This window comes from Acinetobacter sp. CWB-G5, from assembly GCF_019209785.1.
Lineage (GTDB): Bacteria > Pseudomonadota > Gammaproteobacteria > Pseudomonadales > Moraxellaceae > Acinetobacter > Acinetobacter johnsonii.
The window spans coordinates 416,303-443,045 of record NZ_JAHUTF010000002.1 but is presented as its reverse complement, the minus strand read 5'-3'; the positions used below and the strand labels follow the sequence as shown (position 1 = coordinate 443,045).

The following is a 26,743-nucleotide window of genomic DNA, read 5'->3' as shown; positions in this document are numbered from 1 at the left end:
ATACAACCTAAGTTCTATTATGCAAAATGAGCCACATCCATGGCATTTAAACGATCTAAATCTTCTTGTGTATCCACACCTGGCGGCAAGTTCGCTTCTGCGATATCAATGGCAATACGATGTCCATTTTCCAAAACACGTAGTTGCTCTAGGCTTTCGAGCTTTTCGAGTGTACCCATATCCCATGTCACATATTCTTGAAGTAATTTCACGCGGTAAGCATACAAACCCAAATGACGGAAGGCTTGTTCATGCAACGTTTGCTCCACTTGTTTTGCAGCATCTCGGTCATATGGAATAGTAGCACGACTAAAGTAAAGTGCTTGCTTGTACTTCGACATCACCACTTTAACAATGCTATCACGTTTAAATTCATCTAAATGCTGAATTGGTTCACACAAGGTCGACATTGAACAATCTGCTTGTGACTCTAAAAGTTGCGCGACTTGCTTGACCAAAGCCGCTGGCAATAACGGCTCATCACCTTGAACATTAACAATGATATCTTCGCTGGCCCAACCCTTAATTTTCGCCACCTCACTTAGGCGGTCTGTTCCCGAAGGATGATCCGCTGAGGTCAACACTACATCCACGCCTTCAGCCATGCAAAGATCATAAATTCGCTGATCATCCGTTGCGACGCAGAGATCATCAAAACCTTCCACTTTCTTCGCCTGATCAACGACCCGTAAAATCATTTCACGGCCATGAATTTTAAGGAGTGGTTTTCCAGATAAACGTGTGCTCGCAAAACGCGCAGGGATAACAATATGCTTCATAATAGACCTTAAGAAATTTCAATACCTACAGCGGCGAGCTGTTGATGTAAGGTGTCATAACACGCCGTCGATAACACCGCATCGACAGGAACAACCCAAATATCGCGGGCAAAACTAGGGTTTTGTTTGAGCAGCGCTAAAATTTTCACTGCATCTTTTTCAGTGGTAATGATGGGATTGGCATCATCAAAGACCAAATCCTCTAACTCATATTCATAATGATCAGCAAACTCATGACACTGGAACTGCTGCACTCCCATACGCTCTAAAGTCCGATAAAAGCGTTGCGGAAAACCTATCCCCACGACCGCATAAAAATCATCTTGCGGATTGAAAGCTTTTGCCTCAGTACTATTCAACAAGTAAGGCTCTGCAACTTCTAAGTGCATGTGCATACTACGTGTAGGATGATCTGCATGTTCGATCACTATGCCTTGATCCAGTCTAGACTTTGGCTCTCGTAAATAACCTTCGGGCAATAACTTTTCATTGCCTAGTCCACGATTATTATCTAGGACAATCCATTCAATTTGGCGATTCAATGCCCAATGCTGAAGCCCATCATCGCTAATGATCAAATCAATGGGATAGTGAGATAAAAGCAGTTCAATACTTTCTTGGCGATTTGGACCCACTGCCATCGGTACATCAGTGGATTGCACGATGAGAGTTGGCTCATCACCTACATTTTCAGGCAATGAGTTGAGATCCACCATAGTCGGAAATGGGCCTTTGGCACCATAACCACGACTGATCACACCCACTCGAATATTCTTACTTTGCAGATAACTCACCAAGTGAATGAGCAGAGGGGTTTTACCACTCCCACCCACAGTAATATTACCAATCACCATGACAGGTACAGGAGCCGTATAGGCTTTTTTAATATTGCACCGATACAACTTACGGTTTAGAAGAAAACCACCTCGATATAACCAAGACAGCGGACGAAGCACAATTAACCACTTTGCCTGTGAGTTCCAAGCATCCTGAATAAACTGCGCACCTGACATGACTTAGTTTTCCTCAAAATTACGCTGATGTAGCTGATAGTAAGCACCCTGCTTTGCAATAAGTTCAGCGTGTGTACCTTGCTCTACTATACGCCCTTTATCCATCACCACAATACGGTCCGCATTCTCAATAGTGGATAAACGATGCGCAATTACAATTGTGGTCCGATCTCGCATTGCAGCGTCGAAGGCACGCTGAATAAAGTACTCTGATTCATTATCAAGCGCGCTGGTGGCTTCATCTAATATCAGTACAGGCGCATTTTTCAAAATCGCACGAGCAATGGCTATACGTTGGCGTTGACCGCCCGATAAATTGAGACCTTGTGCACCCAACTTGGTATTGTAGCCTTGTGGTAAAGCCATAATGAAGTCATGTGCATAAGCTGCTTTTGCCGCTGCAATCACCTCTTCATCCGAGGCATTTTCAAGCTGACCATACGCAATATTGTCACGTACAGTGCGATTAAATAAAACCACTTGCTGATTAACCATTGCCACTTGAGTACGCAAGCTATTGATTTCAATATCATGAATATCAATACCATCAAAGAGAATTTGGCCCGAGGTCGTATCTTGAAAACGCACCAATAAATTTACTAAAGATGTTTTACCAGCACCAGAACGCCCTACTAAAGCGACTGTTTCACCTTCTTTTACACTCAGATTAAAATCATGCAATGCGTGATGGCCATCGGTATAAACCAGATTTACATGTTTAAAGTCAATATTACCTTTCAGTACAGGAGTTAAAGCCCCAGTATTTTTTTCTTCTGGTAAATCTAAAATTTCAAAAACTGAATGTGCTGCAGCCATACCCCGTTGAATCTTTTCATTCACGTCAGTCAACGCTTTAATTGGCTTACTCAACATACCCGCTGCAGTAATGTAAGCCACAAATTGACCTGCACTCGTATCCTGTAAAATCTCTGGGCGTAGTGCGATCCACATGACGATGCTCAAAGCAATGGACATGATTAATTGGACAACAGGACTGTTCAGCTGTTGCACAACCACCATTTTCAGGCCACGACGTAAATTCTCTAAAGATGTATCTCTAAAGCGTTGTTGTTCATAAGCCTGTCCACCAAAACCTTTTACCACCAAGTGACCATTGACCGTCTCTTGTACCACGTGATTGACATCACCCATGGTATCTTGGACTTGAATAGAAAGCTTACGCATGCGCTTTGCCGCTTTACGGATAAGTAAACCAATCAACGGTGCAAAAATCAAAATACACAAGGTCAGACGCCAATTGCTATAAATCAGGTACCCCAACAGTGCAATGGTGATTAGACCTTGTTGAACAATAGTTTTTAATGATTCTGAGGATGCAGCGGTAAGCTGCTCCACATTAAACATGATCTTCGCAGTGATATGACCACTGTTATTATCCAGATAATACTGTGCAGGAAGACGCAATAATTTTGCAAAAACTTCTTGGCGAATATTAAAGACCAGGTTTCTAGAAATGACAGCCGTAAAATACCCCCCCATGAACAAACCCAGCCCACGGAAAAACATTACCACAACAACCAAAATTGGGAACAAGGTTGTAAAACCTTGATCACGGTGTTGAATCGCTTCAATAATTTTTTCAAGTAATTTAGCAACAGAAACTTCTGTCGCGGCATTTATAGCAAAACCGACCACCACAAGAATTGCTACGCCCCAATAAGGTTTTAAATAGCTCAGTAGACGTAGATAAACTTTAAAATCGTGTTTCACTAATAACCTCGAGAAGGCACTTTGGTACTAATATTGATATTTACAAATCCCAACTGACCGGCCACATCCATCACACGGATCACATCCTGATGGGTTGCTTTTGCATCCGCAGCAATCACAAACATTAGATCACGACGGTCATTGGAAATCTGTTTAATTGCGGTATTTAATTCTGAAACATCTTTCGATGCGATAGACTGACCATTAATTGAATAATGCCCTGTGGAATCTACCACCACTTCGATTTTATGATCAAATGTTTTCGGCGGAACCCCTTGCGCATCAGGCAAGGTTAAATTCATACGACTAAATTGATTGAATGTAGTGGTCAGCAATAAAAACACCAAAATAAATAATAAGCAATCAATCATTGGTGTAAGGTTAATATGAACATCTTCAACTTGCGAGCGTTTGAATTTCATACTTCACCTTAGCTCGCTTGTTTCACAACAACATCATCATGGTTTTCAAGCACAGTTTCTGTTTTCTTATAAAATAAAGCCGCATGAAACAAAGTCGATTGCTGCTCTAATTCAGCAACGTACTCTTGAACCAAACGCTGAAAATAACGATAAGCAAATAATGCAGGAATCGCAATGAACATTCCTGCTGCAGTTGTAATCAGTGCTTTAGAAATCCCTGGAATCATCAGTGTTGGATTACTACTATTCCCAATATCAATCATTAAAAATGACTCGATAATACCTAATACAGTCCCCAACAATCCTAAAAGAGGCGCGACAGCGCTCAATGTTCCTAAAAAATTGATATTTTTTTCAAGATAACCAATTTCTTGAGAAGCCGTTGCTTCCATCTGCGCACGTGCAAACTGTTCACCTTGTGCCTTACTTTGGTAACCAGCTTCCAAAATACGACCTAATGTCGTTGCCTGTAAATCCTGATTTTGTTTAAGTTTAGGCAAAACCATTTGTACGCTTTGTGCTGGATTTAATAGCAAATCTTTCGGCAAAATAGTGGATTTCTTCAAGCGAATAAAACGCTCTAAGCTAATCGCAACAGTAAAAATCGAACAGAGTACAAGGGGCAGCATAAGCCACCCACCTGCTTTTACCAATTCCCACATAACACTTCCCCAAGTATTTAAAAATAGAAAATAAAATTATTCAGCTAAGCAAATATTCAAAATACCATCCAACTCGTCGAGTGAATGATAATGAATCGTGAGCTTGCCTTTCCCTTGTTTATTATGATCAATTTTGACATTTGCACTAAAACGATCTGTTAAGCGCTGTGTCAATTGTTGAAGATCTGGTGCAATTTCCGTTTTGTATTTTTCTTGTTTCGGCGCATTGAGATCACGAACATATTGTTCAGTTTGGCGAACAGATAAACTCTTCTCTATCACCAATTCTGCGACTTTCAGTTGATCTTTCCCTTTCAAAGTCAAAATGGCACGAGCATGTCCCATGTCCAGTAAACCTTGTTGCATAAAGTCTTTAACTTGCTCAGCTAGACTTAATAAACGTAATAAATTACTCACCGTGGTACGCGCTTTGCCTACAGTATCTGCAATTTCTTGATGACTTAAACCAAACTCTTCATGAAAACGCTGTAAAGCCATCGCCTGATCAATCGGATTGAGATCTTGACGTTGAATGTTCTCAATCAACGCCAGTGCAATTGCAACTTGATCTGTTAAATCGCGAACAATGGCTGGAACTTGCGTTAACCCAGCAAGTTGAGCCGCACGCCAACGACGCTCACCTGCAATAATTTCATAGGGGTGCTTTTCATTATCAATTGGACGAATCACAATCGGCTGCATTACACCGTGTTTTTCAATCGATGCCGCTAACTCTTGTAAGTCTTGCTCATTAATAAAACGACGTGGCTGATATTCACCACGTTGTAATAAATGTACATCAATTTGTTTTAGCTGACCGTGATCAAGAGCTTGTGCTTCAAGTTGTAATTTCTCTTTTTGAATGGAACCGAGTAAGGCATCTAAACCACGACCTTTTGCCAGTCCACGTTTTTTAACGGTCATGCGTTACTTCCTTTTTTCACTTTGCTTTTCTTAATCATTTCAGCTGCTAAATGTAAATAAGCAACTGCACCCTTCGAGCTTTTTTCAAAATAAATCACAGGCAAACCATGCGCAGGTGCTTCAGCTAGACGCACATTACGTGGAATGACCGTGTCATAGAGTTTTTTGCCAAAGTATTGTTCTAATTCTTCAGACACATCACGTGTCAGCGCGTTACGTGCATCATACATGGTGCGTAGAACACCAATAATTTTTAACTCAGGATTCAATGCTTGTTGAATGCGATCAATGGTCTGTGTTAAATCTGCCAAGCCTTCCAAAGCATAGTATTCACACTGCATTGGAATCATCACACCATCCACCGCTGCCAATGCATTAACCGTGATCAAGCTTAAGCTTGGCGCACAGTCCACAATGATGTAATCATATGCTTGTTCAATTTCTTGCAACGCATCACGCAGAATAAACTCACGCCCTTCTTGCTCAGCAATCGCAAGTTCAACTCCCGCCAAATCACGGTTTGCACCCAAGACCTTATAACCCACTTCCGCCTTGGTAATCGCAGTCTCTATAGGCACTTCACCCAGTAAAACATCGGTCACTGAATACAGTAGGTCATTTTTTTGAATGCCTGAACCCATGGTCGCATTGCCTTGCGAATCCATATCAACCAATAAAACCCGCTTTTTAAGTACTGCTAAAGATGCAGCCAAATTTACTGCGGTTGTGGTTTTACCTACACCACCTTTTTGGTTCGCAATCGCAATAATTTGTGCCATGACCCGCCCAATCCTTTGAATTCTTTTAGATACGTTTTAATAAAAGTAAGTGTCGTTGTTCGTCCAAACGTGGAACTTTTAACGCAATAATGTCACAACTAAATTCGTTTTTGAACGCTTCAACTTCGTCATGTGGAACCAAACCTTTCATCGACGCAATAATGCTGTCTTGGTGCATATAAGGCTTCGATGCATTGATAAAATCGGTTAACGAAGCAAATGCACGACTGGTAATCACATCAAACTGACCCAAATCATGGATGCTATCTTCATTCTCAACACGCGTTTGAACTGCAATTACATTGGTTAATTTTAAGTCTGCAATAAACTGTTTTAAAAACCGAATTTTTTTGCCATTGGAATCAAGCAAAACACATTGGCGCTCAGGTTGGCATAGAGCAATAATCATGCCCGGCATACCACCGCCTGTACCAATATCCAGCAAACGACCTTTCGGCAAATCTTTTAAAATACTTAAACTATCTAATAAATGCTTCACCAGCATTTCTTTAGGATCGCGAATCGCTGTTAAATTGTAAGCTTTGTTCCACAGCACAAGTGCGTCTTGATACTTCAGCAATAAATTTAATGCTTCTTCACTCAAATCTAAGCCAAGCTTTTGACTACCTTGCTTTAAGTCTTGAAAAAATGGATGCATAAAGAAGACATCTCAATAAAATTAAACTGAAGTATACCGATTTCTCAGCCGTGGAACAGTAGCTAACGCTTAGTGATTATGCACTTAAACGTACATACCTTGACGAATCTGTAGATCTAGATCACTTAATCGCTCAGGTGTGCCAACATCCACCCATGCGGCTTGCATTTTCTCAGCAGAAACTTTTCCAACAGACATCGCTTCTTTTAGCAATGGAGCCAGTGGACGTTTACCTGCTTCTAAACCCTTAAACATCTGTGGATGTATAACTGCAACACCACTATAAGTCAGTGCTTCGCCTGACTGCTCTTGTTCAAAGGTATAAGCACGCCCTTGATTTAAGATAAAGTCGCCTTTGGGATGTTGTGTCGGGTTGGGTACAAATACGAGATGCGCAAAATCGGCGTCCAATTGCACATCAAGTAAAGATGCAAAATCAAAAGTGGTCCAAACATCGCCATTCACTAAAATAAACGGGTCTGTGCCCAAAAGTGGTAGAGCATTAATAATACCACCTGCTGTTTCAAGCCCTTCTACTTCACGCGTCCAACGAATAGTCACACCAAACTGTGAACCATCCCCAAGCGCACCAATCAACACATCGGCCAACCAAGCAGAATTGATCACAATTTCTGTGACCCCAATCTGCTTAAGTTTTTCAATATGCCAAACGATCAGTGGTTTGCCACCCACTTCAAGCAGAGGTTTCGGTTTATAGAGTGTTAAAGGACGCATACGGTTGCCAAGCCCCGCGGCCAAAATCATTGCTTTCATGCTGCAACAACCTCATATTTGCCATATTTTGCTTCAAATTTCGGCATCACTTTATCGCAAATAAATTGCATGAAAGGTTGTAGTTCTGCATATGGTTTGCTTTCTTCGAGTAAATACCACATCACACGTGGTAAATCTTTCAGATAACCTGATTTTCCGTCACGTTCAAATAAACGCACAAAAATGCCTAGAATTTTGATATGACGTTGAATTGCCATCAGGTCAGCGTCTTGCTTAAACTGCTCAAAGTCACGCCCTTCTTTAGCAGAAGCTGGCAATAAGTCATAAAACACTTTAAACCAATGATAAACGCGCTCAGGATTCCATTGCACATACGCATCACGTGTAATTGAGATCAGATCATAAGTATCTGCACCTATCACAGCATCCTGAAAGTCAATTACGCCTTGCTCTTGCTCATCTGCCAAAAGCATGAGATTACGACTATGGAAATCACGATGTACAATCACTTGAGGCTGAGCCAAAGCAGCATTGGCTAAAATTGCAAATGTACGCTTAATCAGTGCAGACTCATCATCAGAAAGTTGAATCTGTAAACTTGGCAATAACCAATCTGTCAACAACGACATTTCGGTCATTAACTTTTCATAAGAATAAGCTGGGAAATGACCTTCACCATTAATAGATTGCAATTGAATCAACTGCTTAAAACTTTGCTCATAATGTGCATCGACAGTCCTGTCATCGAGCTGTGTAGACAGCAGCACATCACCAAAATCTTCAAGCAATAAGAAGCCTTGCTCCAAATCTTTCGCCACAATATGTGGTACACGAACACCGTTCGTATCAAAAAATTCATCAATCGTCACAAAAGGCACACAATCTTCTTTTTCTGGTGGTGCATCCATCAGCATAAATGTTTTATTATTCAACTTGATTCGTGCATAACGACGGAAACTTGCATCGCCTGCTAAAAAGTTAATTTCAAATTGATCTGAACCAAGTACAGATGAAATCCATGTTTGTATCAATTGTTCACGTTGTGTATTCATTTGCGATAAATTCTAATACAGGCTGAGTTTTTAAAGTGCTAAGTGTAGCCACTTATCAACTTTTTCTCTATGATGCGACAATAATTAATTGCGTTTTAAGCATACTTGGTAAATGAGACACATGAAGCATCAGTTTAAATTTAATCCTTTAGCGACTGCGATATTTACCCTTCTTTGTGGTAGCTCAATCACAAGCTATGCTGCAACACCAACCACGTCTATTTCAGACGAACAACAATCGCTAAAACAAGCACTACAAGAAAGCTATCCTGGGCAAAAGTTCTTCGAACAATACTATGTCGATAAGTCATCTCCTGAAGCTCAACAGCGCCAAGGTCGTTACTTAAGCTCCGCGTATTGCCAAGGCACATGGCTAACCCCAGTAAGCCCTGAAACCAAAGCCGCTGACGCAGCCAATGCGACATCTACCATTACAGCGGACTATGGTCACTACAACCCACAAGGTGACTCTGTTCTTGAAGGTAATGTCCTGATTGATCAAGAAGGTCGTCAAATTCGTGCCGATAAAATCACCATTGACCAGACTCAGACTTTTGCCAATGCTGAAGGACGCGTGCAAATGGCGCAAAGTGGTTTATTAGCGCAAAGCGACCAAATCAATTACAACCTAAAAACTCAACAAGGCGATCTGAAAAACAGCTTCTATATTTCAGAAGAACAACATGCGCATGGGCGGGCTGACCAAATCCTACGTGAGTCACAAACGACCACCACGCTAAAAAATGCAACTTATAGCACCTGCCCACCAGAGCAATCGCCAACATGGAAAATCCAAGCCGACGAAATTAAGTTAAATCAAGAAACTGGACGTGGTGAAACACGTGGTACAAAACTTTATGTTAAAGATGTACCCGTTCTCGCTGTTCCTTATTTCAACTTCCCAATTGATGACCGTCGTACTACCGGTATTTTGACACCAAGTTTTGGCTTCACCAATGATGGTGGTGTCGAGCTTGCAGTGCCTGTTTATCTCAACTTAGCACCTAACTACGATGCGACCGTTACGCCACGCTATATCAGCGACCGCGGCCCAATGTTTGAGGGTGAGTTTCGCTATTTGACCGAAAACTTTGGTTCTGGTCAAATTTGGGGGGGGTACTTAGCTGGTGACCGAAAATATGACGATGAAGACCGTAAAGATTTGCACTTTTTACATAACTGGCAAATCAATGAACAGTTCTCAACCAACCTTGAATATAACTATGCATCAGACAAAGACTACTTTACTGACCTAAGCAACAACCCAAACACCAAAACGGACTTAAACCTGCGTCGTGCGTGGGAGTTAAACTATAAAAATGGAATTCCTGGTCTAAAAGCCCAACTGAAAGTTGAAGACTTCCAAACACTAGACGAAACCACACCCTACGTTGACCGTCCGTATGCGCGTTTACCACAGTTCTTACTCAACTATAAAGCGGGTAATGCACTGGGCTTAGAATACGAGTTCAACAACGATACGGCTTACTTTAAAAAGGACTTTGGGACTATCGACGGCGATACCAACGATAGCTTTGAACCAAGCGGCACCCGTGTCTATAATGACTTTTCTGTACGCTATAACTACCGTACACCGTGGGCTTTCGCCATTCCTGAAGTCTCTATTCGTAATGTAAACACATTCTACGATCAAGATACCATCAATGAGTTTGACAACACCAACCGCTCATCGAACGACAAATCTTATGTCGTGCCACAGGTGACTTTTGATGCAGGTTTAACCTTTGAAAAAGAAGGCACTTTCTTACAGACCTTAAGTCCACGCATGTTCTATGCCTACGCACCCTATAAAAATCAAGATGGCGCACCAAACTTTGACTCTGCAACAGCATCGATCAACTATGATCAGTTATTTAGTGCAAATCGCTTCTATGGCCATGACCGTCTAGAAGACAATAACTTCTTATCACTGGGCTTAAGCTATAGCCTATTTGATACGGTGGGTCTAGAGCGCTTAAAAGCCAGTGTGGGTCAAAGCTATTATTTCGAAGACCGCCGCGTAACGCTTGACCAAACAGCAGATGTCTTTGACAGAGAAAATCACTCTGGTCCGATTGTCAGCGTATCTAGCCAGCTCTCGCAAAACTTTACCCTCGGTGCAAACTCAGCATGGATGGCGAATGGCGATAATGCGCAACGTGACTTACAGCTTTACTTTACGGGTGATAAAGGCAACCTCTATAACGTTGGCTATTTCTACCGTAAAGAAATTGCAGACCGCCAAGAACATTACGACCAAGTGGTTGCATCTTTTGTACAACCTATCCATAACAACTGGCGTATTATGGGCCACGCTCAATATGACTTAGACAACAATGTCGCTCGTGAATACCTCCTTGGTGTCAATTACGAGTCTTGCTGTTGGGGGATCTCCGTTTATGGTCGTGAGTACTATAACGACTTGGATGACGTCAATGCTGCAGGTATAGAACCTAAACGTGCAATTATGGCCGAAATTACACTTAAAGGCTTAGGCGGACTCAACAGTAAACTTTCATCATTACTAGAAAATCGTATTCTAGGCTTTAACAATATTAATCAGACTTGGACAGACCGTTAATGAAGACAAAACAGTTCAAACAATTTTTTAAAGCGAGTGCTTTGGCTTTAGCTCTCGCAACCGCTATTCCAACTTTTGTACATGCGTCGGATGAAGTTGTTGCTGTAGTCGATAACAGTGTCATTTTGAAGAGTGACTTAGAAGCAAGCATGGCTGAGCTCAAACATCAACTTGAGAGCCAAAAGAAACAAGTCCCACCAGAGCAATATTTGGCACAACAAGCATTAGAGCAACTGATTATTCGTCAGACTCAGCTTGAACAAGTGAAGCGTTACAACATTCAACCTGATGAAAAAAGCTTGAATGAAGCGGTTTTAAATGTTGCAAAACAATCTGGTAGCACAAGCCTAGAAACATTCCAACAAAAGCTCGATAAAATGGCACCAGGAACCTATGCTTCTTTGCGTAGTCGCGTTGCTGAAGATTTAGCCATCAATCGTTTGCGTCAGCAAATCGTTACCTCTCGTATCCAGATTTCAGATCAAGACGTTAAAAACTTTTTAAATACCCCACAAGGTCAAGCAGCACTTGGAAACCAAGTGCATGTGCTACATGTGCGTGTTTCAGGTGACAATGCTGACGCTGTGGCGAAGCAAGTTAAAGCGGTACTAGCAAACGACAACGATGTCGCTGCAATTGCTAAAAAGTTCAGTACTGCTGGCACTAAAGTTGAAGGTGCAGATATGGGCTTTAGAGCACTTTCTGACATCCCTAGCGAGCTTGCAGCACGTGTGAGTCCACTCCAAGTGGGACAAATCACAGATTTAATTACAGTACGAGATGGTGTGCATCTTTTAAAGTTAGTTGAACGCAAAGGTGCTGAGCAAAAAGCGATTGTGCCCCAATACAAAGCACGCCATATTTTGATCCAACCGTCTGAAGTGGTTAGCCCTGAAAATGCTAAACAAATGATCGAAAGCCTGTATAACCGCGTTCAAAAAGGTGAAGACTTTGCAGTCTTAGCTTCCACCTACTCTAATGACACAGGTTCAGCACGTGATGGCGGAAGCTTGGGTTGGGTCAGCCCAGGTGTGATGGTTCCTCAGTTTGAAGAAACCATGAAAAATACACCGGTAGGTCAAACCAGTAAACCTTTCCAAACCCAATTTGGCTGGCATATTCTTCAAGTGACTGAAACACGTCAACAAGACATGACTGCTGAATATCAAGAACGTATGGCACGTCAAATTTTAGGTGAGCGTCAATTTGATGCAGAGCTTGATAGCTGGTTACGTGAAACACGCAACAGAGCTTTTGTCGAAATCAAAGATCCAAACTTAGACCGTAAGAATAATAAGTCATAAGTTTGAACACATAAAAGACCAGCATTTATGCTGGTCTTTTATTTTCCACTTGGATGAAAACTAAAAATTAGGTATAAAAAAAGCCTCTCATGTGAGAGGCTTTTTTAAACAATCAATTAACGATTATTTTCGTCATCTTGAGTGTCTTCAAATTTTGATTCGCCATCAAAACCAGTCGATTGACCGCCGAAGCCACCTTGACCGCCGAAGCCACCTTGACTGCCAAAGCCACCTTGACCACCGAAACCACCTTGACCACCGAAACCACCTTGACCACCAAAGCCACCTTGTTGACCACCAAAACCGCCTTGTTGACCACCAAAACCGCCTTGTTGACCGCCAAAGCCGCCTTGTTGACCGCCAAAGCCGCCTTGTTGACCGCCAAAGCCGCCTTGTTGACCAGCACCGGCAGGTGCACCAGCAGGACGTGGGTTACGTGCAGGAACAACTGTAGAAATTGCATGCTTGTAAACCATTTGGCTTACTGTATTTTTTAATAAAACAACATATTGGTCGAAAGATTCAATATGACCTTGTAACTTAATACCGTTTACAAGGAAGATAGAGACAGGAATACGTTCTTTACGGAGAGAATTTAAGAACGGATCTTGCAAAGTTTGACCTTTAGACATGTTATAACTCCAAAAAAATTTAAAAATCAGCGCAAAAAACTATCTTTATTTTTCAATTAAAAATTATAAAAAAGATAGTAGCTAAATTTTGCTTTATCCGTAGCAGTTTCGCAAGTCTTCTTGTGCCTGCGTGATAGTAGAATACGTTGTAAATTTATGTGCCTCTTGCAAAGATCTTAACCAAGTGTATTGACGTTTGGCAAGTTGTCGTGTCGCAAAAAGTGCTTTATCCTCCATTTCACGTTGTTTTTCGACAGTTTTATCTCCTTTTTGTAAAAATTCGAGTGCTTGTCGATACCCAACTGAGCGCATAGAGGGTAAATTTTCGTCTAAATCGTATTTTTTCATAAGTGCTTCCACTTCATTCAAAAATCCGATGTCCCACATAATTTTCAAGCGTTGTGCAATTCTTTGGTGCAATTCGGCACGGTCTGGCATCAAAGCATAATTATGAAAATTATAGCGATAAGGCACGTTTTTAGGTTGCTCAGCTTGAAGTTTAGTAATAGGCTGCCCTGTCAATTTGTAAACTTCTAAAGCGCGAATAATCCGTTGTTTATCACTCACTTTAAATTTTTCGCCCGCCAGTGGATCCACGCTACATAATTCAGCATAGACCGCAGACCACCCCTCACTTTCACCTTTGGCTTCTATGTCAGCACGAACAGTATAATCTGCGCTCGGTAAATTGCTTGAAAGACCTTCTAAAAGTGCCTTGAAATAGAGCATGGTTCCACCCACCAAAATCGGGGTTTTACCTCGTGCATGCATATCATCAATTAGACCACATGCATCTTCAACAAAGTTTGCAGCCGAGTAGACTTCTAATGGGCTAATAATATCGATAAGGTGATGTGGATATTGCAGTAACTCTTCTTTGGTCGGCTTTGCTGTACCAATATCCATATGCTTAAAGACCAATGCTGAATCTACAGATATCAGTTCAAAATTTCCTTGCTCATAGAGCTGACATGCCAAAGCAGTTTTACCACTTGCAGTTGGCCCCATTAAATTGATGACCGGCAATTGAGTTGACATGTACAACTACTCTCCTCGAGCAAAAAGCTTATCTAGTTGAGCCAATGGAAACGCACGCCAAGTTGGGCGACCATGGTTACATTGGCTGGCAAATTCAGTTTGTTCCATTTGACGAAGCAAAGCATTCATTTCAGAAAGACCTAAAATGCGATGCGCGCGAACAGCACCATGACAGGCCATACCCGCTAAAATTTGATCACGCTTTTGCAGTAAGCCCTGCGCTTCATCATTTGGATCCAAATCGTTCAGTAATTCAGGTACCAGCGCCTCAAAATTGGCTTTATGTAAAATCGCAGGCACACCACGAACAATGACCTGCTCATCGCCATATTGATCAATTTCAAGACCTAAACGCGCCAATTGATCTTTGAGCTCTTCCACGCGTGTAGCTTGCATCCGCGTGATATTAATCACTTTGGGAATAAGTAACTGCTGAGAAGTCCAAAACTCTGGTTTATCCCATGCGGACTTCATTTGCTGTAGCAGAATACGCTCATGCGCTGCATGCATATCAACAATAATCAGCCCTTCTGTATTTTGAGCCAGCACATAAATACCATGCAATTGTGCAATTGCAATCCCCAACGGATGTTCATCGACTTTAGGGCTTTGCACTGTAACATCAGCCAAAGGCTGAGCTTGATCAATAGCAGATGAAGTATCACGCAGAGGTGCTAAATAGCTTTGCAAGGCATTATTGAGTTGTTGTGAGCCCTGATAGCGTGAAGATTGCGCCGAATAATGGACACCTTGTGGTTGACCTGAACTAAAGTCAGTGAGCACATCCGATGGGGCTTGCTCACCAGTTTGTGCAGACTCAACATGACGATGCAACTGCAAAGGCTCTTGATAGCGAGGCTGCACAGACATCAAAGCTTGATTCTCTGCAATTTTCATTGCATCAGATAAATCTGCGGTTGCCGTTTGAAACTGCGATAAAGTCTCTTTGGCATAGTGACGTACAAATTCATGTACTTCACGTTGATTCAAAAAACGAATTTCATGTTTGGTCGGATGTACATTGACATCAATATTTTCAGGGTCTACTTCCAGAAAAAGCAAATAACCCGCATGCTGATGCCCATGCAAAATACCATCATAAGCCATACGCAGCGCATGAGAGATGGTTTTATCTTTAACAATTCGACCATTCACATAAACATACTGTAAGTCAGCCTGAGCCCGCGCATCCGAGGGATGTCCCAACCAACCTGTTAAACGCATGTTGATGCTATCTGCATCCATCCAATAAGCATTTTCGGTAAATGCGCGCCCTAGCAATTGCTGTACGCGCTGAAAACGTAGCTCACCACTATCTGCAATCGGCAAATTCAATTTGATGCTTTGATTATGTTCAAGCACAAAACGAATATCGAAATGCGTCAGCGCTAAACGTCGGACGATTTCCTCAATATGACCAAACTCTGTGCCAGGTTTTTTGAGGAATTTTCGACGTGCAGGCACATTAAAAAATAAATCTTGTACCCGAATATGCGTACCTTTAGGCGCAGCTACAGCCTGAATCTCTTGACGGTCAAATGCAGTTCCATTGACTTCAACTTGATAGCCAATTCCATCATCCGCTTGACTACTGGTCAAGGTTAAACGCGACACCGCTGCAATAGAAGCCAAAGCCTCTCCGCGAAAGCCTAAACTGACAATTGCATGTAAATCTTCAGCGGTTTGGATTTTACTGGTCGCATGTCGCATCACCGCCAAAGGGAGATCTTCAGCGTGAATCCCTCGACCATTGTCCATGATTTCAATTAAAGTACTGCCGCCTTGCTCTACCCGAATAATCAGCTCTGTCGCACCTGCGTCAATCGAGTTTTCAAGTAACTCTTTGACCACAGACGCTGGACGCTCAATGACTTCACCTGCTGCAATTTGGTTGGCTAGAGCAGGATTCAAAGTATGAATACGACGTATCTTTAAATCATCATGCATTGTTTAATTGGCTCTCTAATGCTTGTAATAATGCTACTGAATGGAAACTTAAGGTAGCAGACCGTGTCATTTCATCTTCCGATTTTTGGATATCAATAATTAAGTCCGCCTCAGGGATCTCATCGCCCCCTTTAGACGGCCATTCAAACAAAAACAGTGCATTGGGCGTTTCCAAATAGTCACGGATGCCCATTAATTCCAACTCATACGGATCGTTTAAACGATACAAGTCAAAATGAAAAATATCACGTCCTTGAATTTGATACGGCTCAACCAAAGTATAGGTTGGACTTTTTACGGAACCCTGATGGCCTAAATGCTGTAAATAATGACGCGTTAAGGTGGTTTTACCTGCCCCCAAATCGCCAATTAAATACACTACACCCGTCGTAAAATGCTGTGCCAAAATTTGCGCTAAATTTTGGGTATCTTGTTCATTATTGAGCGTTAAATTAAATGAATACTGCATAATACTCACGACAAGTGACAAAAGAACAATTATGATAGCACTGGACTCACAAAATGCCCAAGCCACAAGCTTGAAATCTCGTATTTAACTGCGCCAACCGATTAGATATTGCCTGCACATCATGCTCAACATAAAACCTGCTGAATTTTGCCCTCCCATGCTCAATGGCGTGAGTGCAAGTAAAGTGTTTCTGCCTAAATTAAAGCCAGCACCACACACCGTATTGGCATACTTATCTGACCAATTTCCGCATATTGAAGCAACTGAGTGGCAGCAACGCTTTCATGATGGTTTGGTCTATGACGCTGTAGGTAATATCCTCCATACAGATTCGGCATATCTTGAAAATCAGCATGTGTTTTATTACCGCTTTTTAGCGTATGAAATTGAAGTGCCATTTCAGCATGACATTTTATTTGAAAACGATCATTTCTTAGTGGTGGATAAGCCGCACTTTCTGACCATCAGTCCCACGGGGCAATATGTTCAACAAACCCTATTGGTGCGCCTGAAAAAACAAACAGGCATTGAGCATTTAACGCCCATCCACCGCCTTGACCGTGAAACCGCTGGCTTAGTGATGTTTTCCAAATGCATTCACAGTCGAGGGATGTATCAGCAGATGTTTGCAGATCGACAGGTTCAAAAAACCTACCATGCAATTGCTCCTTTTCATCGCGAACTCAACTTTCCACATACTGTAAAGTTGCATATGCAAAAAGGTGAGCCGTTCTACACCATGCAGGTTTTGGACAAAGCACCGAACAGTGAAACTGAAATCATGCTTTTAGAGCATGATGCAACATGGGCAAAATATGAGCTTAAACCCGAGACAGGGAAGCAACATCAACTCCGTGTACACCTTAACTTCTTAGGCCTGCCGATTAAAAATGATCCGTTCTATCCTAAAGTTGTACATAAAGCCGACGATGATTTTAGTCAGCCTTTACAGCTCTTAGCCAAGCATCTTTCATTTAAAGACCCAATAACTCAACAGCTTATGCAGTTTATCTCCAATTTTGAATTGACACTGTAATCTACTTGTCATTACAAAATAATTTAAAATTCCATTGTATGAATATTGAAATTACAATGGAATTGATTAAAATAACTTCTACCCTTAAGTCGTTCAAATTATTTAAAAAATCATGAGAAAAACAGAAGTCTATCAAATTCGACTCGATTCCCAAGAAAAGAAACAAGCTTTTGCAGTGTTTAAACAACTGGGAATTACACCTGCACAAGCCGTTCGTTTGTTCTTCAAACAAGTGGTTTTAACCAAATCCATCCCTTTCTCAATCGAAAACCAGAACATCAATCTTGAACAGCTGATTAAACTACGTAAGCTTAAGCAAGAACAAAAAGCGGTTGAACACATCACCAGCGCAGACTCAACTGCAACCAATGATTTATTTGCAGACGATGAACATATTGATCTATTTGAGGAATTAGCTGCAATCTTGGGAGAAAGTGACAAAACTTAACAGTGTTGCATTTCTAAACAAATTTTAGAAATATCCCTTTCAAAACTTAGGTATGCTTCATGTAAACATTATAAATACAGCATGGAGTAATACATGATCGTTAGACGTGCCACTTTAGAAGACTTAGAAAAACTTGCTGTATTATTTGATGAATATCGCCAATTTTATGGTGCATCTTCCAACTTAGCCCTTTCTCAAAAGTTCCTTAAACTTCGCCTTGAAAACGAACAAAGCGTCATCTTCATTCATGTCAAAGACGATGTGATTACAGGTTTTGTGCTGCTGTATTTAGGCTTTTCTTCTGTGGCCTGTGCAACTTACTATATTTTAGATGATGTTTACGTTTCTCCACCGCACCGTCGCCATGGTTCAGCAAAACAATTGATCGATACCGCGATTTTGTTTGCGCGACACGAAAAAGCCATTCGTATTACACTTGAAACGCAAAAAAATAATTATCAATCCCACAGCTTATATGAAGCCATGGGCTTTGTAGCGGATAATGAATTTAAGACCTATCATTGCTTTCTATAGCATTCAGCGTCTAAAGACCTTCACTCTCAAGATCATTGCGTGTCTTGGCTAAAGCCACTTGTTCAGCATTTAAATAGGTCCAACGTCCCTCGACTAAATCTGGTATCCCCGTTAAGTCGAGCGCTCCAATTTGCTGACGATGCAAGCTCTCAACTTTATTTCCCACTGCCGCAAGCATACGTTTCACTTGATGATATACCCCTTGATGCACGGTCATTTGCAGTTCACATTCAGCTAAGCGTTTTACATCTGTTGCAGCAAAACTCCCTTTTTCATTTCGCAGTTCAACCCCTTGCTCCAGCTGTTGAACTTGTTCATCTGTAACAGGGTCGACCGTTTGCATGCGATACACCTTTGCCACATGCTTTTTAGGGTGTGTCAGCGCTTGTAAAAACTGACCATCATCGGTGAGTAACAATAAACCTGTGGTGTCTTGATCTAGACGACCCACACACTGAATACCACGATTCAAGAGCACATCGTCAAACAAATCAAAAACACTAAAATGATGCGTCGCCTGATGTGAACATTCATAGCCTTGAGGTTTGTTCAAGGCAATATAAACTTTTTCACGGTATTCAAAGCTCTTGCCGTGTACCTTGTAGTGCAGCGCATCCAATTTGAGTTTATGTTTAGGGTCAGTAATGATCTGCCCATCAATTTCAATGGCTGCATTTTTAATCAACTGTTGGCAATGCTTTCGCGAACCAAATCCTTGCGACTGCAACATTTTTTCCAACAGCATCAGCACACCACATTTTTAAATAAAGGCTCATTTTATACTGAAATACAGGAACATCAATCAAAGGACTCGGATCATTCAGCAGAGTGGCTAAAAAAACGTTACAATGCACATGTTTTTTTGACCAGTCTCTCCCCTATGCCGAACTTAGATTTGAATCTGATCGTCCTCCTGATCCTACTGGCTTGCGGTATTTTTAGTCACAATTCTGCGGTAACCATTGCTGCTGCAGTCCTCATTATTTTGCGGATGACACCACTGAATGAATACTTTCCACTAATTCAACAACATGGATTGAATATCGGGATTATCATTTTAACCATTGCAGTTTTAGTGCCTATTGCAAGTGGTAGAATTAGCGGTGAAAGTATTTTTAAATCTTTTTTAAGTGTTAAATCGTTACTTGCTATCGCCATTGGTGTTTTGGTTGCATGGCTAGGCGGGCGCGGCGTAAAACTGATGTCAAACCAACCCGATGTTGTTGCAGGCTTACTAGTCGGAACCGTTGCAGGAGTGGCTTTACTACGTGGCGTTCCAGTCGGTCCACTCATTGCGGCTGGGTTACTTACCCTAATCATTGGTACAGGACAGCCCTAGCCTAACAAATCCAAACTCTCAAACTAGGTCAGATTAATCTGTATTTGCTGCCTTTAAATTTGACTTCTTTTTATAGAAAGTCCACTCAATATAGCGCTATGAATAAATATTCATCGTGTAGAACCTTCAGAGTTCATATGAATATACGCTTGCTTAGTTCACTTATAACTTTTTTGAACAACCAAATTTTAATGTGATAAAGAACGTATAATACTTTTCATTTTCTCGTCTATTTATGTCCTCTCAAGAAAATAGCACCCCGCCAACCCACCACTTATCTGTCATTATTTTGGCATTGGCACTCGGTGGTTTTTGTATTGGAACTACTGAGTTCGTTGCGATGGGACTCATCCAAGAGATCTCACAAAGTTTCAATCTCAGCATTCCTGTCACAGGGCATTTTATTAGTGCCTATGCTTTAGGTGTGACTATTGGCGCGCCTGTAATTGCCATTCTGGCCGCAAAGGTTCCGCGTAAAACGCTCTTAATTGGTCTCATGCTATTTTATGGTATCGCCAATGCCAGTACAGCTCTCGCAAACAGCTATGAGTCTATGCTGATATCGCGTTTTATTGCAGGTTTCCCTCACGGCGCTTACTTTGGTATTGCCGCTTTGGTGGTTGCCGATTTTGCTGGAAAACAAAAGCGTGCTTCGGCAGTCGCCATGCTCATGATGGGGCTGAATGTCGCGACCGTGATTGGTGTACCTTTTGCGACATGGCTGGGTCAGCTGTATGGTTGGCGTGCAGGTTTTGAGTTTTCTGCATCTATCGCATTTTTGACCGTGGTCGCGATTTGTTTTGGCCTACCTAAAATGCAGCTGGATCACACAGCCAGCATTCAAAATGAACTGCGTGGCCTTAAAAACACACAAATGTGGATCACGCTTGCTGTCGGTGCAATTGGATTTGGTGGGCTGTTTTCTGTCTATAGTTATGTATCGCCTATTTTGACTGAATATACCCATGCCAGCATTCAAGTCATTCCGTTTGCACTGGCATGTATTGGGCTCGGGTTGGTCATTGGTGGTGTTGTCGCAGGACACTTTGCCGATAAAAATTTAAACAAGGCAATTATTTGGGTCTTAGTTTCCAATGCCTGCTCTTATGTACTTTGTGCCCTGTCTATGGATCACCTTGCCACTGCTTTTATTGCACTCTTCTTAGTCAGCTTCAGTATTGCAGGTTTGGGACCTTTACTACAAACCCGATTAATGGATGTTGCTGGCAATGCACAAGGCTTAGCAGCTTCACTCAATCACTCTGCATTTAATATTGCCAATGCTTTTGGTGCTTTCCTGGGCGGCTGGTTAATTAGCCAAGGTTTAGGTTGGTTAGCTCCAATCTGGGTCGGGGTTCTACTAAGTTTAGGTGGACTAATTATTTTGCTGATGGCTTTTCAGCATGAGAAAAAGTCGATATCCGCATGTAAAAGCGATGCAAATCAGACTTGTTAACCCCGTATAAATGACTTTTATCTAAAAACAATAAGCGTGCATAAAAATTCAATCGTATTGTTATGCACGCTTTTACAATCCATCATTCAGATTAATATCAGGCCGTTAAGAATCTTACTGGTATTTTTTTAAACTCTAGGTTTTATTCGATATGCGATAACGTCATCCGCATTAAGAAGTTCAATACGAAACTCCTTAATTGACTGGCATAATCATTCAGGTAGTTTCTTCCCGCAGTGTGGACAATAAGCATATTGCTCACGCTCTTGCCTTAAAGATTCTTCTTTTTGTTCACGAATGAGCTGTAAAATAATATCGTGTGTTTGCTCTTTGGTCAGCCCAACTTCTTTACGAACTTCTTCAATTTTTTCTGTCTCCAAGACAAAATCAATATCGCTATTTTGGATTAATTCTCGAAATCTAAGTTCAAGTTTTTCTTTACGCTGCTCAAGTTCATTGGCCAAACCATTCGCCAAAATACCCGCAGGTAATGCGGCTAAACCAACCCCTAAAATGGTAATAATCGCACCAAGAAAGCGTCCTAACGGCGTGATAGGTGTCACATCACCATAACCGACGGTGGTCAGTGTAACCACGGCCCACCACATTGAAGCTGGAATGGAGCTGAAAACTTCAGGTTGTGCCTGACTTTCAATCAAATACACCCCTGCAGCCGCCATAATGATCATAATCATTAAGATGAAAATAACCGCTTGAAATGAGCCTTTTTCGCGCTCAATGACACGTAATAAAATTTGTAGAGAGACAAAGTAGCGGGTGAGCTTGAGAAGTCGGAGCAAACGAACAATTCTTAAGAATCGTAAGTCGAACTGAACAAAGAAGTTTAAATACGCAGGTAGAATAGCCAAAAGGTCGATAATCGCCCCACCACTTTTGACCCAATTTAGACGGTTTTTCCAATCCGACTCAAAACTATTAGATTCAGCAATTGACCAAAAACGTAAAAGATATTCGACGCTAAAAACGATAATAGAAAAGATTTCAAAATAATAGAAAAAGTCTTGATACAACACATAGTACTTTTGCACCGACTCCAGCAAGACCGCAGCAGCATTACTCATAATCAGTGCAATGAGAAAATAGTTCAACCCTCGACTTAAGGGCGTCTCATAATCTTCATTATGCAAATTGTTATAAACAAATTTGCGTAGCGTGTACCAAGCTGTCAATTTCATTACGATTCTAAGTTATTCTTATCCCTTAAAATTCAGTTTAACTGAAGTTCCGGGCAAAGTAAGTAAGAAATTTCTGCGCGAAATGCCCTAGTTTTAAGATGTTATTCAATATATAACAGCGCTAAACGAACTTGGTCATAGCCCATACGTGGATTAGTCAGCTCCACAATAGGACGAAGCTTAATCGCACCATCCTCACTAAAATGTTCTGTTTGCTGACGCTTCATTAAACGTTTATAAATTTTCCGCACTTGCTCAACTACTTCTTCTCCAGGATGTGCCACGGAAATATCTAAGCCTTGCTCTTTATGCAACTTTGCCAAATGGTTGATAATGGTTGCAGCTGTCAAACCGCGCTCTTGTGCGATATCTGCAATTTCATAACCACCTTCAAACAACTCACGTGTTTCATCAAGTGTTGCAGAAGCATAGTTGGCTTTACCTGCATTACGGGCAATTTTCTTTTCATTACGCTCAATCTCAACTTCATTGAGCGTTCCACCACAGTGACGAATAAAGGCCTTGTGCTGTGGCTCAAGATCAATGGCCTCAAAATGTGTTTCGGCTTCATCGGAGAGTTCTTGGAAGCGGCGGTCTGCCTTAATGGCAAGACTATCTAACTCCAAAGCTTGTTCATTAAAACCCAGTAGCCTTAAACCATCCAAAGTCTTTAAGCGCGACAAAGCCACATAGCCCTGTCCTTTTTCAAAAGTATGGCTGAGGTTAATTTCCGCTGCCGCTAAAGTCATCCCTTGCGACTTATGAATGGTAATGGCCCATGCCAAACGCAATGGAATTTGCTGAAAACTGGCAATGGTTTTGCCTGCATCATTGTCCACTGACCAAGTTTCAGGCTCAACCACCAGTACCGTGCCATCAGTCAATTTCACTTTCGGCAAGATTCCAAAGTCATCATCTTCTTCAAAGCCCACCACTTCGCCTAAGCTACCGTTGATATACCCCACATCAAAGTTGTTCTTTACAAACATCACTTTGGCATTTTTCTTGAGGGTTAGGTTTTCAGGTGCGCGCACAGAAGACTTTAAGGTTTCAATAAGCTTGTCATTGCCATCACACACCGCCTCAAACTGTCGGCCTTCATTTTCAATTTCATTCAAATGTTTAAAGTTGATGGTGTCCACATCCATATTGTGCGTATATAAACGTGTAAAGATTTCTCCAATATCTTGCTGACGTGTGGCTTGTAAAGCCTGCAAGTGCTGAGCGTTAATACTCTGACTGCGGATGGCATTTAAAATATCATTGAGATAATCATTGCCCTGACGGTGCTGCTCAGTCAAATAACACACACGAAACTTGGCTTCGACCCAAGCATCAGACATAAAACAGAATTTATCGCGATTGCGTTCTTCATTTTTACCAACTGGCGGTAACTGGAAGAAATCACCTGCAACAATCACTTGAATTCCGCCAAATGGCTCTTCACTTTCTTTAAAGAACTTAAGAACTTTATTGACCAAATTGAGTTGCTTAGCATGTAACATCGAAATTTCATCAATGATTAAGACTTGGGCATTTTCTAAATGCTCTTTTAAGTATTTACGTTCTTTCATGCGTTTGAGTTCATCTTCCCCCAACGCATCTTTAATTCCAATGCCAGCCCAAGTATGAATGGTCATCCCATTCATATGCGTCGCGGCAATACCTGTGGAAGCAGTAATCGCCACAGGCACTTTACGGGCTTTTAAATAGTTAATGTATTGGTTCAGCGTATAGGTTTTTCCTGCACCAGCGGAACCGGTTAAAAAGACATTTTCGCCCGCTTTTAAGAGTTTGAGTGCAGTTTCTTGCTTCATAAGACCTATACCATTGATGAACGGCTATAGCCTACCGAGTTTTTGCTAAAAAGTTAAGCAGATCTCGTCATACAGTAAATGATGTGCGACAAATTAGGTCCATTGTTGTTTAATTTTTAAGAGCTTGGTTATTGGGTTTGATTCAGCATGGCAATGAATTGTTCAGCGACGACAACATCATCAGGTAGCGCTTTTTGGTTATTTGGATATTCAAGCTGATCAAATAACAGTTGCCCTGCAATATAGTGACAACCGAGCGTCAAGTGCCGCTGTGCGTCGGTATGACTCATATGAAATGCAGCATATTCACGTACAATGATTCGCTCAGCAAAACTGGCTGCTAAACAATGTTGAAAGCGACGTGATTCAGCAATGATGCGATCAATATCTTTGAGCTCCTCAAGCACCCAACTCTCAATAAAATAATAAGCTTCATGGCTGATCGGTTGCCATGAGACATAACCAAGCTTTCGTTTCAGTTCCGCAAGTAGCTCTTGGCTATGCAACTGATCATGCCACTGCGTAGCCTGATGAAATAGGCTCTTCCATGTGACATTTTTTAAAACTTCCTTTTGCGTCTCAAAATGTTCAGGCAAATAATCTCGCACATAAGCATCAAACACCGAAATTCGTAAAGGAGGCCGATTTAAATAAAACAACTGTCGAAAGCTTTCAATATGCAGTTTATGTTGCTTTAACTGAAGATAAAAATCACGGTGTTGTTGCTTATCTTCGCTAAAATAAATCACTAAGTCTTCAGGAAGTTCCTGCGCAATTTTATCTAAATGCTGAATATAGGCCTGCATTACACGACTCAATTTTGTGTAGACCCTTTTCCCCCATTCAGGCTGTTGTTCGACCACACGGCGTAGCAGTTCGAGCCATTCATCTAAATACAAAATAGACGGACTGATCGCTATCCGCTGATCATCCATATCTTGGCGTCTATTTTTTAAGACCACATGCTGGTTGGCCTCCAGCTCAAACCAATGCTGTTGTAAGGCATGTTCATAGCAACTTTGTATAAATAAGCGAGCCGCCACATGTTGGAAGTACTTTAAGGTGGTCACAATAATTTCAGGATGATAAGACTGCGTATCGAGATAACTCAAGGCCGTTACGGCAACGCGTATACTACTGTGCTGAATATTTTGACTAACCCAGTCTGTCACCACCGCTTTTTGTTTGAATAACCAGTTTACGGTACGGCTTTCATCAAAAATCGGGAGCTTGGCGACCTTCTTTTGCCATAGCTTGGTTTCAGTTTTTAAAAAATGCTGCTTTGACAACAAATCACGCGATGTCCAAAGATCCCGATGCATAAGCCGCACAAAGCCGAGCATATGGGACTGCTCTTTAGCATGCGGATATAACAAGTGAATGTCGTGCGTATGATCCATCAACTCTTGTAGCGAAAATCGTTCAGGAAATGCCGTTTGCACAATGCGATAAACATACGGATCTAAGAGTTGACTAGCACTGCAACACAGCTCATCATAACTATTCATCAAAGACTGTAAGGGTAAAATATCTTCAGCCTGATCTGCATCTAAGCAGCATAAGCACTGCAACTCGGCCAGCAAACTTCGCTCAGAAGCTGGATCAGCTGCATTGAATTCAACTTGCTGGCATAACTGTTGAAAGAGTTCTGATTGCGTTTCCCGTATTTCAGTCAAAATCGTTTGCACGCGACTCGGCCCATCGAACAAAACAAACACCTGTTGTAGAATCAACTGCCGCAACTGTTTAACTTTATTGCGCAAATACAAAGAATGTTGTGGGGACTGATCACCCACTAAAAACACAATGTCGTGTAAACAAAACTCTTCGAGCGCTTCCGCATAGTGCCCTTGATAGATAAACTGTGGAACACACAGCTCCATCTGTTCAGCTGGCGCATAAAACTGAATATGAAAACAATGATTTAAAATTTGGATCCGTTGTGTTTTTACGTCGACACTTAAAACGTTTTGCACATTGAGTGTGGAAAGAAAAGCGAATTGCTCGTGATAAAGCTGCTGAATACTTGGAACAACTTGTCTTAACTGTATAGCAAGACTTTGATATTGCTTAACCTTATCATTTTGCTCCACGGCTTTTCCTCTTTGAATTTGGCTATTTTCACCACAACTTCAAAACCAATATAAACAAATCCTGAACCACAGGCTATGCCTTTTATCGATAGCTATTC

At 41.5% G+C, this 26,743-nt stretch carries 25 protein-coding genes; 7 read left to right on the top strand and 18 right to left on the bottom strand.

Going from position 1 to position 26,743, the window contains the following annotated elements:
• Positions 1 to 17 precede the first annotated feature (17 nt).
• From kdsB to KVY11_RS06100, 10 genes are all read right to left on the bottom strand, one after another.
• On the bottom strand, positions 18 to 779 hold the full coding sequence (gene kdsB / locus KVY11_RS06145; protein ID WP_058869741.1) for a 3-deoxy-manno-octulosonate cytidylyltransferase: 762 nt from the start codon (positions 777 to 779) through the stop codon (positions 18 to 20).
• 8 nt (positions 780 to 787) lie between these two features.
• Complete coding sequence (lpxK, locus tag KVY11_RS06140; protein ID WP_218288436.1) at positions 788 to 1,792, bottom strand: tetraacyldisaccharide 4'-kinase; 1,005 nt, start codon at positions 1,790 to 1,792, stop codon at positions 788 to 790.
• Positions 1,793 to 1,795: 3 nt separating this feature from the next.
• The gene (msbA, locus tag KVY11_RS06135) at positions 1,796 to 3,523 is read right to left on the bottom strand and encodes a lipid A export permease/ATP-binding protein MsbA (protein WP_218288435.1); all 1,728 of its coding nucleotides are present in this window, start codon (positions 3,521 to 3,523) and stop codon (positions 1,796 to 1,798) included.
• Entirely contained in the window at positions 3,523 to 3,945 is a 423-nt protein-coding gene (locus KVY11_RS06130) for a biopolymer transporter ExbD (protein WP_004696832.1), read from the bottom strand. Before KVY11_RS06130 ends, msbA begins: the two co-directional genes overlap by 1 nt.
• A gap of 8 nt (positions 3,946 to 3,953) precedes the next feature.
• Positions 3,954 to 4,607, bottom strand: a complete 654-nt coding sequence (locus KVY11_RS06125) for a MotA/TolQ/ExbB proton channel family protein (RefSeq protein WP_218288434.1) — start codon at positions 4,605 to 4,607, stop codon at positions 3,954 to 3,956.
• Between the two features lie 36 nt (positions 4,608 to 4,643).
• Positions 4,644 to 5,531 carry a ParB/RepB/Spo0J family partition protein gene (locus KVY11_RS06120; RefSeq protein WP_218288433.1) on the bottom strand — a complete coding sequence of 296 codons (888 nt, stop codon included), beginning with the start codon at positions 5,529 to 5,531 and terminating at the stop codon, positions 4,644 to 4,646.
• The gene (locus KVY11_RS06115; RefSeq protein WP_004696827.1) at positions 5,528 to 6,310 is read right to left on the bottom strand and encodes a ParA family protein; all 783 of its coding nucleotides are present in this window, start codon (positions 6,308 to 6,310) and stop codon (positions 5,528 to 5,530) included. The genes KVY11_RS06120 and KVY11_RS06115 overlap by 4 nt, the downstream gene beginning before the upstream one ends.
• Before the next feature lie 25 nt (positions 6,311 to 6,335).
• Entirely contained in the window at positions 6,336 to 6,968 is a 633-nt protein-coding gene (gene rsmG, locus KVY11_RS06110; RefSeq protein WP_004984861.1) for a 16S rRNA (guanine(527)-N(7))-methyltransferase RsmG, read from the bottom strand.
• 84 nt (positions 6,969 to 7,052) lie between these two features.
• The gene (gene murU / locus KVY11_RS06105; RefSeq protein WP_218288432.1) at positions 7,053 to 7,742 is read right to left on the bottom strand and encodes an N-acetylmuramate alpha-1-phosphate uridylyltransferase MurU; all 690 of its coding nucleotides are present in this window, start codon (positions 7,740 to 7,742) and stop codon (positions 7,053 to 7,055) included.
• Positions 7,739 to 8,755: an aminoglycoside phosphotransferase family protein gene (locus KVY11_RS06100; protein WP_218288431.1), complete on the bottom strand. Its 1,017-nt coding sequence runs from the start codon at positions 8,753 to 8,755 to the stop codon at positions 7,739 to 7,741. Before KVY11_RS06100 ends, murU begins: the two co-directional genes overlap by 4 nt.
• A gap of 121 nt (positions 8,756 to 8,876) precedes the next feature.
• On the opposite strand from KVY11_RS06100, the gene KVY11_RS06095 reads away from it, so the two are divergent.
• A complete protein-coding gene (locus KVY11_RS06095; RefSeq protein ID WP_218288430.1) occupies positions 8,877 to 11,336 on the top strand; it encodes an LPS-assembly protein LptD in 2,460 nt (819 codons plus the stop codon).
• On the top strand, positions 11,336 to 12,640 hold the full coding sequence (locus KVY11_RS06090) for a peptidylprolyl isomerase (RefSeq protein WP_218288429.1): 1,305 nt from the start codon (positions 11,336 to 11,338) through the stop codon (positions 12,638 to 12,640). The genes KVY11_RS06095 and KVY11_RS06090 overlap by 1 nt, the downstream gene beginning before the upstream one ends.
• Before the next feature lie 116 nt (positions 12,641 to 12,756).
• Here KVY11_RS06090 and hfq read toward each other — a convergent pair whose 3' ends face one another.
• From hfq to tsaE, 4 genes are all read right to left on the bottom strand, one after another.
• Positions 12,757 to 13,272: an RNA chaperone Hfq gene (gene hfq, locus KVY11_RS06085; RefSeq protein ID WP_058951861.1), complete on the bottom strand. Its 516-nt coding sequence runs from the start codon at positions 13,270 to 13,272 to the stop codon at positions 12,757 to 12,759.
• A 93-nt stretch (positions 13,273 to 13,365) separates the two neighbouring features.
• The gene (gene miaA, locus KVY11_RS06080; protein WP_126036815.1) at positions 13,366 to 14,310 is read right to left on the bottom strand and encodes a tRNA (adenosine(37)-N6)-dimethylallyltransferase MiaA; all 945 of its coding nucleotides are present in this window, start codon (positions 14,308 to 14,310) and stop codon (positions 13,366 to 13,368) included.
• A 6-nt stretch (positions 14,311 to 14,316) separates the two neighbouring features.
• Complete coding sequence (mutL, locus tag KVY11_RS06075; protein WP_218288428.1) at positions 14,317 to 16,257, bottom strand: DNA mismatch repair endonuclease MutL; 1,941 nt, start codon at positions 16,255 to 16,257, stop codon at positions 14,317 to 14,319.
• On the bottom strand, positions 16,250 to 16,726 hold the full coding sequence (gene tsaE, locus KVY11_RS06070; RefSeq protein ID WP_218288427.1) for a tRNA (adenosine(37)-N6)-threonylcarbamoyltransferase complex ATPase subunit type 1 TsaE: 477 nt from the start codon (positions 16,724 to 16,726) through the stop codon (positions 16,250 to 16,252). The genes mutL and tsaE overlap by 8 nt, the downstream gene beginning before the upstream one ends.
• Before the next feature lie 121 nt (positions 16,727 to 16,847).
• On the opposite strand from tsaE, the gene KVY11_RS06065 reads away from it, so the two are divergent.
• The 3 genes from KVY11_RS06065 to KVY11_RS06055 all read left to right on the top strand — a co-directional run bounded on the left by KVY11_RS06065 (position 16,848) and on the right by KVY11_RS06055 (position 18,744).
• Entirely contained in the window at positions 16,848 to 17,762 is a 915-nt protein-coding gene (locus tag KVY11_RS06065; protein WP_218288426.1) for a pseudouridine synthase, read from the top strand.
• A gap of 112 nt (positions 17,763 to 17,874) precedes the next feature.
• Positions 17,875 to 18,210, top strand: coding sequence for a type II toxin-antitoxin system RelB/DinJ family antitoxin (locus KVY11_RS06060; RefSeq protein WP_004696803.1), 336 nt, complete (start codon positions 17,875 to 17,877; stop codon positions 18,208 to 18,210).
• A 93-nt stretch (positions 18,211 to 18,303) separates the two neighbouring features.
• Complete coding sequence (locus tag KVY11_RS06055) at positions 18,304 to 18,744, top strand: GNAT family N-acetyltransferase (RefSeq protein ID WP_004696801.1); 441 nt, start codon at positions 18,304 to 18,306, stop codon at positions 18,742 to 18,744.
• A gap of 10 nt (positions 18,745 to 18,754) precedes the next feature.
• Here the strand turns inward: KVY11_RS06055 and KVY11_RS06050 are convergent, their stop codons facing one another.
• Positions 18,755 to 19,489, bottom strand: a complete 735-nt coding sequence (locus tag KVY11_RS06050) for a pseudouridine synthase (RefSeq protein ID WP_168159264.1) — start codon at positions 19,487 to 19,489, stop codon at positions 18,755 to 18,757.
• Positions 19,490 to 19,624: 135 nt separating this feature from the next.
• Here KVY11_RS06050 and KVY11_RS06045 point away from each other — a divergent pair, with 135 nt between their 5' ends.
• On the top strand, positions 19,625 to 20,083 hold the full coding sequence (locus KVY11_RS06045) for a DUF441 domain-containing protein (protein WP_168159265.1): 459 nt from the start codon (positions 19,625 to 19,627) through the stop codon (positions 20,081 to 20,083).
• Between the two features lie 235 nt (positions 20,084 to 20,318).
• Entirely contained in the window at positions 20,319 to 21,539 is a 1,221-nt protein-coding gene (locus KVY11_RS06040; RefSeq protein ID WP_218288425.1) for an MFS transporter, read from the top strand.
• 212 nt (positions 21,540 to 21,751) lie between these two features.
• Here KVY11_RS06040 and KVY11_RS06035 read toward each other — a convergent pair whose 3' ends face one another.
• The 3 genes from KVY11_RS06035 to KVY11_RS06025 all read right to left on the bottom strand — a co-directional run bounded on the left by KVY11_RS06035 (position 21,752) and on the right by KVY11_RS06025 (position 26,645).
• Positions 21,752 to 22,735 (bottom strand): ion transporter, encoded by a 984-nt coding sequence (locus KVY11_RS06035; protein ID WP_004984887.1) that lies wholly within the window; start codon positions 22,733 to 22,735, stop codon positions 21,752 to 21,754.
• Positions 22,736 to 22,836: 101 nt separating this feature from the next.
• Positions 22,837 to 24,552 carry an AAA family ATPase gene (locus KVY11_RS06030; protein ID WP_218288424.1) on the bottom strand — a complete coding sequence of 572 codons (1,716 nt, stop codon included), beginning with the start codon at positions 24,550 to 24,552 and terminating at the stop codon, positions 22,837 to 22,839.
• A 128-nt stretch (positions 24,553 to 24,680) separates the two neighbouring features.
• Positions 24,681 to 26,645, bottom strand: coding sequence for a hypothetical protein (locus tag KVY11_RS06025; protein WP_218288423.1), 1,965 nt, complete (start codon positions 26,643 to 26,645; stop codon positions 24,681 to 24,683).
• Positions 26,646 to 26,743 lie beyond the last annotated feature (98 nt).

Bases quoted from the DNA above. Each gene is read 5' to 3' on its own strand.
- kdsB (WP_058869741.1), bottom strand. From the start codon at position 779: ATGAAGCATATTGTTATCCCTGCGCGTTTTGCGAGCACACGTTTATCT.
- KVY11_RS06125 (WP_218288434.1), bottom strand. From the start codon at position 4,607: ATGTGGGAATTGGTAAAAGCAGGTGGGTGGCTTATGCTGCCCCTTGTA.
- KVY11_RS06050 (WP_168159264.1), bottom strand. From the start codon at position 19,489: ATGCTGTTGGAAAAAATGTTGCAGTCGCAAGGATTTGGTTCGCGAAAG.
- KVY11_RS06130 (WP_004696832.1), bottom strand. From the start codon at position 3,945: ATGAAATTCAAACGCTCGCAAGTTGAAGATGTTCATATTAACCTTACA.
- miaA (WP_126036815.1), bottom strand. From the start codon at position 14,310: ATGTCAACTCAATTGCCGGTCATCAATTTAATGGGGCCAACTGCAAGT.
- KVY11_RS06100 (WP_218288431.1), bottom strand. From the start codon at position 8,755: ATGAATACACAACGTGAACAATTGATACAAACATGGATTTCATCTGTA.
- hfq (WP_058951861.1), bottom strand. From the start codon at position 13,272: ATGTCTAAAGGTCAAACTTTGCAAGATCCGTTCTTAAATTCTCTCCGT.
- KVY11_RS06045 (WP_168159265.1), top strand. From the start codon at position 19,625: ATGCCGAACTTAGATTTGAATCTGATCGTCCTCCTGATCCTACTGGCT.
- KVY11_RS06090 (WP_218288429.1), top strand. From the start codon at position 11,336: ATGAAGACAAAACAGTTCAAACAATTTTTTAAAGCGAGTGCTTTGGCT.
- KVY11_RS06055 (WP_004696801.1), top strand. From the start codon at position 18,304: ATGATCGTTAGACGTGCCACTTTAGAAGACTTAGAAAAACTTGCTGTA.
- lpxK (WP_218288436.1), bottom strand. From the start codon at position 1,792: ATGTCAGGTGCGCAGTTTATTCAGGATGCTTGGAACTCACAGGCAAAG.
- KVY11_RS06115 (WP_004696827.1), bottom strand. From the start codon at position 6,310: ATGGCACAAATTATTGCGATTGCGAACCAAAAAGGTGGTGTAGGTAAA.
- KVY11_RS06040 (WP_218288425.1), top strand. From the start codon at position 20,319: ATGTCCTCTCAAGAAAATAGCACCCCGCCAACCCACCACTTATCTGTC.
- KVY11_RS06035 (WP_004984887.1), bottom strand. From the start codon at position 22,735: ATGAAATTGACAGCTTGGTACACGCTACGCAAATTTGTTTATAACAAT.
- murU (WP_218288432.1), bottom strand. From the start codon at position 7,742: ATGAAAGCAATGATTTTGGCCGCGGGGCTTGGCAACCGTATGCGTCCT.
- KVY11_RS06120 (WP_218288433.1), bottom strand. From the start codon at position 5,531: ATGACCGTTAAAAAACGTGGACTGGCAAAAGGTCGTGGTTTAGATGCC.
- KVY11_RS06030 (WP_218288424.1), bottom strand. From the start codon at position 24,552: ATGAAGCAAGAAACTGCACTCAAACTCTTAAAAGCGGGCGAAAATGTC.
- KVY11_RS06095 (WP_218288430.1), top strand. From the start codon at position 8,877: ATGAAGCATCAGTTTAAATTTAATCCTTTAGCGACTGCGATATTTACC.
- rsmG (WP_004984861.1), bottom strand. From the start codon at position 6,968: ATGCATCCATTTTTTCAAGACTTAAAGCAAGGTAGTCAAAAGCTTGGC.
- KVY11_RS06060 (WP_004696803.1), top strand. From the start codon at position 17,875: ATGAGAAAAACAGAAGTCTATCAAATTCGACTCGATTCCCAAGAAAAG.
- tsaE (WP_218288427.1), bottom strand. From the start codon at position 16,726: ATGCAGTATTCATTTAATTTAACGCTCAATAATGAACAAGATACCCAA.
- KVY11_RS06065 (WP_218288426.1), top strand. From the start codon at position 16,848: ATGCTCAACATAAAACCTGCTGAATTTTGCCCTCCCATGCTCAATGGC.
- mutL (WP_218288428.1), bottom strand. From the start codon at position 16,257: ATGCATGATGATTTAAAGATACGTCGTATTCATACTTTGAATCCTGCT.